Genomic DNA, 11,165 nt, shown 5'->3' on the forward strand with positions numbered 1-11,165 from the left:
CAATATGCCAAAAATTTAATAGGACTCGTCCATATTTGGAAAATCCCTACTCTTTACATCATCAACATACTGGGAGATTGCATTACCCATATCTTCATAGAGGTTCATGTACCTTCTAAGAAAACGAGGGTTGAATTCGTGGGTCATTCCCAGAAGATCATGCACCACTAGCACTTGCCCATCGACCCCTCCACCAGCACCTATTCCGATAATGGGTATGGAAACACTCTCTGCGACTTCTTGTGCCAATTTTGCAGGTATCTTTTCCAGCACAATGGCAAAACATCCCAACTTTTCCAAAAATCTGGCATCCTCTTTTAGTTTTTGTGCTTCTTCCTCCTCTTTGGCACGAACAGTATAAGTTCCAAATTTATAAATGGATTGTGGGGTAAGGCCCAAATGCCCCATTACGGGAATTCCAGCTTGTAGAATTCTTTTGACGGATTCCTTTATTTCAACTCCGCCTTCCACTTTGACTGCATGGGCACCACTTTCCTTCATAATACGAATGGCTGAACGTAGCGCCTCTTTGGAATCACTTTGGTAGCTGCCAAAAGGAATGTCCACCACAACCAATGCACGGCTGGCTGCACGCACCACGGAGCTGGCATGGTAAATCATTTGATCCAGGGTAATGGGCAGGGTGGTTTCATGCCCTGCAATGACATTGCTGGCAGAATCCCCAACCAAAATAACATCCACATTGGCCGCATCCACTATTTTAGCCATGGAATAATCATACGCGGTGAGCATGGATATTTTTTCACCAGTTTGTTTCATTTCAACAAGGGATTTCACCGTAATCCTTTTGTATTCTTTTTTTGCGACGGACATTGATCTTGTTTTGAGGTCTAAATGTAAGCAGATTTGTTTAATTTGGACTGCAATCAAAAAACTTCAGGAGAATGATAAAAACAGCCTTATCACTTGCGACCCTATTTATTTTCAGCATTAGTGTCAAAGCCCAAGATTCAACAATGATAGAGTCCTCTTCCGAGGAAGAAATCAAACAGGTAATTGCCACTTTTTTTGATGGGTTCCACAAACAGGATTCTTCCATTATTAAAAGCGTGGTGGCCGACAGGATAGTCCTCCAAACCACCGGGAAGGACAGGGAGGGCAAAACACGTTTTCGAGAAGATAAATTTTCAAACTTTTTAGCTTCTATCTGCAGTATTCCCGATAGCATTTCCTTTGAAGAAAAACTTACCGCATTTTCCATTCAGGTAGATCGCACCATGGCCAATGCCTGGGTGGGCTATGAGTTTTGGATGAATGGTCAATTCAGTCACTGTGGTATCAACTCTTTCCAATTGGTTGATTTTGATGGCAATTGGAAAATAATATACTTAATTGATACCCGGGGCAGAGCAGGTTGTTTGGATTAACAATCACTTAAAAAGACACCTACGGCCAATCCTCCTTCAGAGGTTTCCTTGTATTTTGAATTCATGTCCTTTGCGGTTTCCCACATCGTATTGACTACCTTGTCCAATGGCACTTTGGCCTCTTTGGGGTCTGCGTCCAAGGCAAGCTCCGAGGCATTGATGGCTTTAATTGCACCCATGGCATTGCGCTCAATGCAGGGCACCTGAACCAGACCACCAATAGGGTCACAGGTAAGTCCCAGATGGTGCTCCATGGCAATTTCAGCAGCCATCAGCACTTGTTCTGGAGTGCCTCCCATAAGTTCGGTAAGTCCCGCAGCGGCCATTGCCGATGAAACGCCTATTTCTGCTTGACAGCCTCCCATGGCGGCTGAAATGGTGGCACCTTTTTTAAAAATGCTGCCCACTTCACTGGCAACCAAAAGGAATTGCTTTACGTCCTCAAAGTTGGCATCGTGGTTTTCAATGACCATGTAGTACATCAATACAGCAGGAATTACCCCAGCACTTCCATTGGTCGGTGCGGTCACCACCCTGCCCAAAGCAGCATTCACCTCATTTACGGAGAGCGCAAAGCAACTTACCCATTTAATGATTTGCCTGAATTTCACTTCGGTTTCCCGGATGCTTTCCAACCACTCTTTGGGATTGGAGTAGGGGACCGTTCCCTTTAATTTTTGATGTATTTCATAGGCTCGCCGCCTTACATTCAGGCCACCAGGAAGTTTCCCCTCTGTGTGACAACCGATATACATGCATTCTAACATAGTATCCCAAATACCTTGCAGCCCAGTATCAATTTCTTCTGAAGAGCGTAGCGAAAGTTCGTTTTCCATTACTATTTCCGAAATCGATTTATTATGTTCGTTGCAATGTTCGAGCAGTTCGTTTCCGGTCTTGACAGGATGTGGAAAGGTTTTAAAGGTCTCCGCATTTTCTTTGGCATGAATCAATTCTTCCTTTACCACGAAACCTCCTCCTATGGAGTAGTAGGTATCTGTAATGGAGTTTCCATCGGTCAAAACAGCCTTAAATTGAATCCCATTTGCATGAAAGGGCAGAAATTCCCTTTTGAAAATAATATGCTTTTCCCAATCAAAAGAAATTTCTCGGATTCCTCCAAAATTGATTCGTTTTTCAGTCTTTAGGGTTTCTATTATGGAATCTATCCTTTCAATCGGAACAGTTTCGGGGTCAGTACCTAATAAACCCATGGTCACCGCAATATCAGTGGCGTGTCCCTTTCCGGTCAAGGATAACGAACCATATAAAAGTGCGGTCACCTCTTTCACATGTTCAAAAACACCCTGTTCTTTGAGTTCACCAATCCAACGTTCCGCTGCTCGCCACGGCCCCAGTGTATGGGAACTTGACGGCCCCACACCTATCTTGAGCATATCAAAAACACTGATACATTCCATAGTTGAAAATTAGTGTTTCAAATATAACAAGCACTTTGTTCATAACTGCAAATAAAAGCTTAGAGACCCAAAAAATGTAGAATTCAACAATGTATGCCATCAAAAGATATATGACAGCTTGTCATATTCTGGCCCATGGCATAATCATTGACATTTATTGAGCGAACTAGAAACGTATTTTCAATAACATAATATAGATACAATGAGCAAAATTATTGGTATAGATTTGGGTACAACCAACTCATGCGTCTCTGTAATGGAGGGTAATGAGCCCGTAGTAATTCCAAATGCCGAGGGTAAGCGTACCACTCCATCCGTTATCGCTTTTGTGGAGGGCGGAGAGATCAAGGTAGGTGATCCAGCCAAACGACAAGCGGTGACCAACCCACATAAAACTATTTATTCCATCAAAAGATTCATGGGAAATAAATTCTCTGAGTCCAAAACGGAAGCTGATCGTGTTCCTTATAAAGTGGTAAAGGGCGACAATGATACACCAAGAGTGGATGTTGATGGTCGTTTGTATACGCCACAGGAACTTTCTGCCATGATTCTTCAAAAAATGAAGAAGACCGCGGAGGACTATTTAGGACAAGATGTAACCCGTGCAGTCATCACGGTACCGGCATACTTTAACGATTCACAGCGACAGGCAACCAAAGAGGCTGGTGAAATTGCAGGTCTGACTGTTGAACGAATCATCAATGAGCCTACTGCTGCATCATTGGCCTACGGTCTTGATAAAAAGGATACCGACCAAAAAATTGTAGTGTTTGACTTTGGAGGTGGTACACACGATGTATCCATCTTGGAGTTGGGAGACGGTGTTTTTGAAGTATTGGCCACAGATGGTGACACACACCTTGGTGGTGATGATGTGGACCAGAAGATTATAGATTGGTTGGCAGAGGAGTTCAAAAAAGATGAGGGCATGGACCTTCGCGAGGATGCCATGGCTTTACAGCGCTTGAGAGAGGCTGCTGAAAAAGCCAAGATTGAATTGTCATCTTCTGCGCAGACCGAAATCAACTTGCCCTACGTGACCGCTACGGCTTCTGGACCAAAACACTTGGTAAGAACCTTGTCCAGATCTAAATTTGAGCAATTGATTGGGGATTTGGTTAAAAGAACCATTGCTCCATGCGAGGCCGCATTGAAATCTGCCGGACTTTCAAAGAGTGATATCGATGAAATTATTTTGGTAGGTGGCTCCACCCGTATTCCTGCGGTACAAGAAGCCGTGGAGAAATTCTTTGGCAAAAAACCTTCTAAAGGAGTGAATCCTGATGAAGTTGTGGCCGTCGGAGCTGCTATCCAAGGAGGAGTGTTGACGGGAGATGTAAAAGATGTCCTCTTGTTGGACGTAACCCCGCTCTCATTGGGTATTGAGACCATGGGAAGCGTATTCACCAAATTGATTGAGGCGAACACCACCATCCCAACCAAAAAATCACAGGTATTCTCCACAGCGGCGGACAATCAACCTTCGGTTGAGATTCACGTACTACAGGGAGAGCGTCCTATGGCAGCCGATAACAAGACCATCGGTAGGTTCCATTTAGATGGTATTCCACCTGCTCCTCGAGGAACTCCTCAAATTGAAGTGACCTTCGACATTGATGCCAACGGTATCATCAAGGTATCGGCAACCGATAAGGCCACCGGAAAATCACAGGATATCCGTATTGAAGCTTCTTCTGGACTTACGGAAGAGGAAATCAAAAAGATGAAGGCCGAAGCGGAAGCAAATGCGGAGGCGGACAAAAAAGCCAAGGAGAAAGCAGATAAATTGAATGAGGCCGATGCAATGATCTTCCAAACTGAAAAACAGTTGAAAGAGTTTGGTGATAAGCTGTCCGAAGACAAGAAAAAACCTATCGAAGATGCTTTGGAAGAATTGAAGAAAGCTTATGAGACCAAAGATGTTGCCGTAATCGACCCTGCTTTGGAGAAAATAAACGAAGCATGGAAAGTTGCTTCAGAGGAAATGTATAAAGCCCAAGCCGAGGCACAACAAGGTGCTGGAGCTTCCCCTAACGGAGAAGAGACCGCTGGAAGCACAGATGCCAAGGATGGTGATAACGTTGAAGATGTTGATTTTGAAGAAGTGAAGTAATCACAATCACCAAATCGCCCAATAACAACGAAACCCTGACATGCAGTCAGGGTTTTCTTTTGCCTTCAGGTCGACGTTACGCCGCGTTCAACTGCTGTGTTTCCATTTCTTGAAGCTTCTTTAAGGCTTCAGTTTTTGAGTTTACATTAAGTTTCACATATATATTCTGTATGTGAAAATTCACTGCGCTTGGTGTGACACAGAGCCTATCCGCAATCATTTTATAGGTATACCCTTGGGTCAGAAGTTCAATGATTTGGTTTTCCTTTTTTGAAAATGAATCAAAAGTCTTCATTTGAAAGGAGTTGATAATCTTCTTGGCCACATCATGCTCCAATGCCACACCATGCTGGTGCAACTCCTCGACTGCACTAAAAAATCGGGTTTTGGTCAGAGGTTTGGTCAAAAAACCGTTAGCACCTCGTTTAAAAATTTCTTTTATGATTTCGAAATCACATTTGTGGCTCATCATCAAAATCTTTGGCATTTTTTTCTGCTTACGGTAATATGAAATTCCATCAATCCCAGAGATTCCGGTCAGATTAACTTCAGATACAACGATATCTGGACTTGCTTTTTCCATATGGGGCATAAAATCGTGTACAGAATGATAAATTCCTTCTAATTGATAAGGTGTTATATCACTAAAATAAAACCTGTACAGAGGATGTAACTTTTCATCATTGTCAATAATACTAATTTTTAATGGGTCATTTTTCATGGTAAATAGATTTGGGGGTATCTGATTTTGTCATTATTCGCCTTCAATTTACCTGGAATAAGGTAAAAAGCATACCGTCTGCCATATCCAAGTGGGGGAATACATAGGTAATATACATGTTGCCAAATTCTATTTTTGGAACACCATGTTTAACTTCACCAATGCCCTAAATGGACACGCTGATAAGAATCCTAAAAAAGGATTAAATCAATAGTAGTTTAGAAAAGGTTTTTGGGAGTGCTAAAAAAGCGCCTTTTTTTTATTCAGGGGACTTGGTCTTGCACTTGGAATTGTAGCTTTTTTCATGAGTATAAGATTTGGGTTTGTATTATTTCAAGATTTAAATTAGGATAATTTTTCCATCAAAAGAATTTTTTGTAGCGTTTTTCGTTCAAATGCATCCTATGGTTTAACCGTATCAGGTTGAATATTTGGGGAGTTTGAAAAGGCAAAAGAGGCGCTATCCTAAATAAAATAAGGGTATAAAAAAATAGGATGCCCGTTTTGGAGCATCCTATTCATGGTAAAATCGGTCCGAGTGAAATAATACAACCCGCTTTCTATGATAAAGTGTCAGTTCCCCCTGTGTAGTTTATCATGGGTCAACAATGTTTAGTATCTCGGCATTTGACAAAATCAGATTAACCCTCAGGTATTGGACCGATTTATTCTAGATTTCTTATTAGTCTTCAAAAGAAGTACTGGTGTATTCGTATGCGGCTTCGCTATTCAAAGTTGTTTGAAAGTTTTCATCCCTTGAAGCCACCATGGTATCGTCCATAGGCTGTCTTCTATAAGCAATGGCCACTTGTTCAATAGTATGGTTTTGTCCTCTGTTCGATACCACGTAGCTAACTCCTTCTTCGACATCCAACTGGATGGCATAGTCGTCTCTGCTACTGTTGATATGACTTCCAAGGTTTACGGAAGGGGTAAGGCTGTTATAGGCTACCTGAGTGGCGTAAAGATCTAGGCCACCGAAACCGTCCCGTCCTTCGGAAGCAAAGAACAACAGGGTGCCATTGTATAGGCTGGGATATAGTTCGTCTTCTTTGGTATTTACTTTCGGACCTAGGTTTTTGGATACCCCTAGGCTTCCGTCAGCCTTGATATCCGCAACATAAATGTCATACTTTCCATAGCTTCCCTTCATATTTGAGGCAAAGAACAAACGTTTTCCGTCTTCTGATATGGTAGGGTGCTTGGCCGAAGCATATTTTGGGCAAACGTCCAATTTAGTAATGTTGGTCCACTTTCCGTTGATTTTTTCAGCACGATAGATTTGGTGAACGGACTCCCTTTTCGAAAACAGTCCGTATAGCGGCTTTTGTTCACTGGAGTGACTGAAATAAGCCGTTTCTCCATCTTGGGTTACGGACATGGAAGGGATGAAACCTTCCAAGGTAGATAAGTGTCCCTGATTTTGAATTGTTTCAGCGATTTCTGCTTTGTTTTCAAATTTCATTGGGTTTTGAGCAGTGATAAATCCTGTAAAGAACAAACTGATTGTTAGGGTCAAGCTGTAGATAATTGAACGTATCATGATTTGGGGATTTGGGGGTTAATACATGACAAAGTTGGGGAAAGAATTTAGTGGATCACTTATTAATTTTTCACAGGTTTTAAATTTTAACGATAAAAAAGTGCATTTCATCGAATATATTTTACTCTATTAACAGCTCAAAAAATAAAAAGTGTCGATAAACGATGTTTTTATACGCTTTAGCAGCTTTCACAAATAATTGAAAAATGATGTGCCTTTCATGTCTTGATATGTGTCACGTTAGTTTTTATCTGCATTTTCGACTCAAAACCAATAGATGAATACTTTGAAATATGACGATCAGGTTTGTTTGGTTGACCTTCTTCTTTGTATATGCCCATATTGGATGGTCACAACAAATGAATGGGTTTGAATTAAACAATGCTATAGTCCCTATTGACCAAATCTTGTACGGGGGCCCGCTAAAAGATGGGATACCTGCTTTGGACGACCCAAAGTTCGAAAAAGGCAAGGAAACTGCTTTAGGCTTTGAAAGAGAGGTATTGGGTATAGCAATAAACAACGTGGCTAAAGCATATCCTTTGTCCATTTTGAATTATCACGAAGTGGTCAACGACTATTTTGGAGATAAAGGTATTGTTGTTACCTATTGTCCGCTTTGCGGAAGCGGGGTGGCATTCAAGACAAAAATTGCCGGTGAAAATTTAAGCTTTGGGGTGTCTGGCTTGTTGTACAATAGTGACGTATTGCTATACGACCGTCAAACTCATTCCTTATGGTCGCAGCTAATGTCCAAAGCCATTTCGGGCCAATATGTGGGACGTACTATGGAGACGGTTCCGGTTTTTCATGGTACATGGGGCACTTGGCTAAAAAAACATCCGAATACGTTGGTTCTTTCAAAACAAACAGGATTTCAGCGTGATTATTCCACCACACCGTATTTGGGCTATGAACAATCCAAGTCTATTTATTTCCCAGTTTCACATGCTGATTCCAGTTACCATCCTAAAGAAAAGATATTGGGTGTTTCCATCAATGGTGTACATAAAGCCTATCCTTTCTCTGAACTAAAAAAAGTAAACTCTCCTGAACTGAGGGATACCATCAGAGGGGAACCTATTAGCATTCTTTTTGATATAGAATCCAATAGCGCTGAATTAATTTATAATGGCAAACTGGACCATCAGAGTGTTACTCTGTTTTGGTTTGCATGGATTGCTTTTCATCCCAACACAGCGGTATATACAGAATAGAATGTATGGGATTTGGTCTCTTGCTTTGCCAAAATGCTCTTTTTTTCGTCCCAAAACCATCAAAGTAGGTAGGTGGTTTTACCAATCCTTCAGCAATAAAGCATTTGTATTTGTAGACATTCCCTATTTCTAGGAAGCATTCCTTTTTCTTGAATTTCAGTTGTACCAGCAACTAACCGAAATATTCGAACTCCCAATTTTCCGGATTCACGTATCGATCAATATATTTTTCAAAACCTTCAATAAAGTGTTAGTTCATAGTGTTCATTTGTTCCGGTGGAGCAGTTTGGTGCAACTTTTGGTGATTGGCGCCCCATTTCATAGGTGATATGCATGTAGGGGTTCGCCAAGCTAAATTTCTTATTCGAAGAGAAAAAAAGGAAATAAGGTAATTTCTTGGTTTTTGACTATGTCGCCAAACCAGTCCGAAAATCCAAACTATGTTGATACCAATTTTATTTCAGTATCAGCATTGAAACTTAGTCCAGCAAATCTATTTTCTTCATGACCTCCTCTGCCTCGAATGCTTTTTGGTCACTCAATTTTCTATTTGAGGTGGAAAGAGCATGTGCTTCACTTAGCAGTTTAGCATATTGTTCTTGCAATTTTTCTTTTTCCGATTTCTTTTTGAATAATCCGAACATAATCAGTGATAAGTTTTAAAATCTTGTTTTGTGCAATGGAATCTTAACATAATGTTGGATAAAGATACAAAAATGTTTAACTATTTTTGAAATATGTTAAACAATTAAAATCAAAATAGTGGTTATGAAAATTACAGCAATGAATTGGTTGGTCTTAACGACATTGGTTTTAGTAACTGTGACCATTTTCGCCTCAATGAATTTGGCTTTCAATTGGATTTTTTATTTAACCGTTTTCGGACAAGTCATTCTTATAGTCACGGTTTACAAAGTTTTGAAGGACGATTACACGACGGATAAGACGTTTGAGGATTTTTATGAAGACCATCCCATATCTAGAAACGAACAATTCTTTAAATGATTAAATCGAAAGCGATTTTCGAGTTTTAATTTGATACAGGAAGTAGGAGGAATATAAAACCCAATTTTCAAATTAAAATTGGGTTTTGACATTGTATACTAGGGAAGAAAGTCTTTTCAAATTGGAAAATTCACCGTATTAGGGCTTTTCAAAAAGCCAAATTTTCACTGACACCTGAAGAAACCTGTTTAACTAAACTTCAATAACCCCATCGTTTTTACCTATCGGTTGACAGTAAATTAGAATAATATGGCATGATCCAGTAGAATTCATTTCAGTCCTGGAAAACGCTCGTTCTGCAAGTTCTTTTTAAAGGTTCATTACAAATGCAGGTTCAAAGTTGGGTATGCCGTTGGAGTATTGATTGGTCATATATTCACTCCAAACAAATAACCTACAAGCGCGGTCAGCCCCATTGCAAGTGTTCCCCAGAAAGTAACTCTAATTATTGCCTTTCCAATACTCGAACCTCCTGTTCTTGCAGCCATTACCCCCAAAATGATAAGGAAAATTGTCGCTGAGGCATATAAATAAAGTTCCATGTTTTTCAAGGGCAAAAGAATGGAAACCAAAAAAGGAAGTATTCCCCCTAGTGTAAAGGCTGCACCAGAGGCGAGAGCTGCTTGAACGGGTTTGGCTTGGCTAATTTCGTTGATTCCCAACTCATCTCTAATGTGTGCTCCCAATGCGTCATAATTGGTTAGTTCTTTTGCTACAGTCAATGCAGTTTCTTTCTTTAAGCCCCTTTTTTCATAAATTTCAGCCAATCGTTGTAATTCAATTTCGGGCATTTCTTCTAACTCTTGTTTTTCCCGTTCGATATCGGCTTTTTCCACGTCGGTTTGTGAACTCACGGAAACGTATTCCCCTGCCGCCATGGATAAGGCGCCAGCAACCAAACCTGCCAATGTTGCCAATATAATAGGTTCTCTTGTGGTGCTTGCTGCAGCTACACCAATTGCTAAACTTGCCGTTGATAGGATACCATCATTTGCACCAAGGACTGCGGCCCTTAACCAGTTGCTTTTGTGAATGTAATGCGGCTTCAAATAATCGTTTAAACTGTCTGTCTGTTCCATAATTTTGGTGTTTGATGGTACTATTACGTTTTGGATTCCTAAAACTTTCAAAAATGGAATTCCCTGTCGTTTGCTATTATGCTTTGCAAGCAAACAGCCACTTATTTTCTTTCCTCAATCCAGTGACCTTTCTTCAAGTGTTTATTAAAAAAAAGGTGCATGATCACTATTCCCTAATTCCAAATTTAGTCAAGATATCTTCCATCAAACACCATTTGGTAAAAGCGGACTGAAACAAGTTGGCACCAACGAATGCGGTAAACCACAACCAATTGATGTTTATATATATGGCCAACATCAAACTAATCAATATAAATGAACCGGCAGCGGCCCTCACTATCCTATTCTTCATAACTTTAATCTTTAAATATATTTTTCTATGGGAACCACAATCGCTTTAATGGGATTGTTTGTTTCCAGATTTGTATTGAATTCCTTAATCAATTCAAAGAGCAGTTCAATATTTTCATCTTTGGTAAAAGAAAAGAACAGATTGGACTCCACACCACCCTTTTCACTGGGAAACCAACTTGATGAACGAACCACGGTGGAGGGGTTTTTATAACCATCAATATCGGAACCACTAAAACGCTCTATGTTTGCTTTTTTGAACAGTTCCAGAATTTCTTGCTCAAATTCTTCTACTACGGTTACTATTAGAAGTTTCATTTTTAT

At 40.4% G+C, this 11,165-nt stretch carries 12 protein-coding genes; 4 read left to right on the forward strand and 8 right to left on the reverse strand.

From position 1 onward, the window contains the following. Positions 1 to 15: 15 nt before the first annotated feature. Positions 16 to 834 (reverse strand): 3-methyl-2-oxobutanoate hydroxymethyltransferase, encoded by an 819-nt coding sequence (gene panB, locus GTQ34_RS02410; RefSeq protein ID WP_166522162.1) that lies wholly within the window; start codon positions 832 to 834, stop codon positions 16 to 18. A 71-nt stretch (positions 835 to 905) separates the two neighbouring features. On the opposite strand from panB, the gene GTQ34_RS02415 reads away from it, so the two are divergent. Beyond that, a complete protein-coding gene (locus tag GTQ34_RS02415) occupies positions 906 to 1,388 on the forward strand; it encodes a nuclear transport factor 2 family protein (RefSeq protein ID WP_166522163.1) in 483 nt (160 codons plus the stop codon). Here the strand turns inward: GTQ34_RS02415 and GTQ34_RS02420 are convergent. Next, positions 1,385 to 2,809 (reverse strand): L-serine ammonia-lyase, encoded by a 1,425-nt coding sequence (locus GTQ34_RS02420; RefSeq protein ID WP_166522164.1) that lies wholly within the window; start codon positions 2,807 to 2,809, stop codon positions 1,385 to 1,387. The genes GTQ34_RS02415 and GTQ34_RS02420 overlap by 4 nt on opposite strands. A gap of 202 nt (positions 2,810 to 3,011) precedes the next feature. On the opposite strand from GTQ34_RS02420, the gene dnaK reads away from it, so the two are divergent. Then, complete coding sequence (gene dnaK / locus GTQ34_RS02425; protein ID WP_166522165.1) at positions 3,012 to 4,925, forward strand: molecular chaperone DnaK; 1,914 nt, start codon at positions 3,012 to 3,014, stop codon at positions 4,923 to 4,925. Between the two features lie 76 nt (positions 4,926 to 5,001). Here dnaK and GTQ34_RS02430 read toward each other — a convergent pair whose 3' ends face one another. Together GTQ34_RS02430 and GTQ34_RS02435 are read right to left on the reverse strand one after the other, a co-directional pair. Beyond that, the gene (locus GTQ34_RS02430) at positions 5,002 to 5,646 is read right to left on the reverse strand and encodes a response regulator transcription factor (RefSeq protein ID WP_166522166.1); all 645 of its coding nucleotides are present in this window, start codon (positions 5,644 to 5,646) and stop codon (positions 5,002 to 5,004) included. A gap of 682 nt (positions 5,647 to 6,328) precedes the next feature. Continuing rightward, positions 6,329 to 7,189: a TolB-like translocation protein gene (locus GTQ34_RS02435; RefSeq protein WP_166522167.1), complete on the reverse strand. Its 861-nt coding sequence runs from the start codon at positions 7,187 to 7,189 to the stop codon at positions 6,329 to 6,331. Positions 7,190 to 7,482: 293 nt separating this feature from the next. On the opposite strand from GTQ34_RS02435, the gene GTQ34_RS02440 reads away from it, so the two are divergent. After that, entirely contained in the window at positions 7,483 to 8,406 is a 924-nt protein-coding gene (locus GTQ34_RS02440) for a DUF3179 domain-containing protein (protein WP_235914947.1), read from the forward strand. Between the two features lie 479 nt (positions 8,407 to 8,885). Here the strand turns inward: GTQ34_RS02440 and GTQ34_RS02445 are convergent, their stop codons facing one another. After that, positions 8,886 to 9,050, reverse strand: coding sequence for a Lacal_2735 family protein (locus GTQ34_RS02445; RefSeq protein ID WP_166522168.1), 165 nt, complete (start codon positions 9,048 to 9,050; stop codon positions 8,886 to 8,888). Positions 9,051 to 9,174: 124 nt separating this feature from the next. On the opposite strand from GTQ34_RS02445, the gene GTQ34_RS02450 reads away from it, so the two are divergent. Continuing rightward, a complete protein-coding gene (locus GTQ34_RS02450) occupies positions 9,175 to 9,411 on the forward strand; it encodes a hypothetical protein (protein ID WP_166522169.1) in 237 nt (78 codons plus the stop codon). A gap of 368 nt (positions 9,412 to 9,779) precedes the next feature. Here the strand turns inward: GTQ34_RS02450 and GTQ34_RS02455 are convergent, their stop codons facing one another. The 3 genes from GTQ34_RS02455 to GTQ34_RS02465 all read right to left on the reverse strand — a co-directional run bounded on the left by GTQ34_RS02455 (position 9,780) and on the right by GTQ34_RS02465 (position 11,159). Then, on the reverse strand, positions 9,780 to 10,490 hold the full coding sequence (locus GTQ34_RS02455; protein ID WP_166522170.1) for a VIT1/CCC1 transporter family protein: 711 nt from the start codon (positions 10,488 to 10,490) through the stop codon (positions 9,780 to 9,782). Positions 10,491 to 10,656: 166 nt separating this feature from the next. Continuing rightward, positions 10,657 to 10,842 carry a YgaP family membrane protein gene (locus GTQ34_RS02460; RefSeq protein ID WP_166522171.1) on the reverse strand — a complete coding sequence of 62 codons (186 nt, stop codon included), beginning with the start codon at positions 10,840 to 10,842 and terminating at the stop codon, positions 10,657 to 10,659. Between the two features lie 11 nt (positions 10,843 to 10,853). Beyond that, positions 10,854 to 11,159, reverse strand: coding sequence for a hypothetical protein (locus GTQ34_RS02465; protein WP_166522172.1), 306 nt, complete (start codon positions 11,157 to 11,159; stop codon positions 10,854 to 10,856). Between the last annotated feature and the right edge of the window lie 6 nt (positions 11,160 to 11,165).

It is taken from the genome of Flagellimonas ochracea (assembly GCF_009903685.1).
Taxonomy (GTDB): domain Bacteria; phylum Bacteroidota; class Bacteroidia; order Flavobacteriales; family Flavobacteriaceae; genus Flagellimonas; species Flagellimonas ochracea.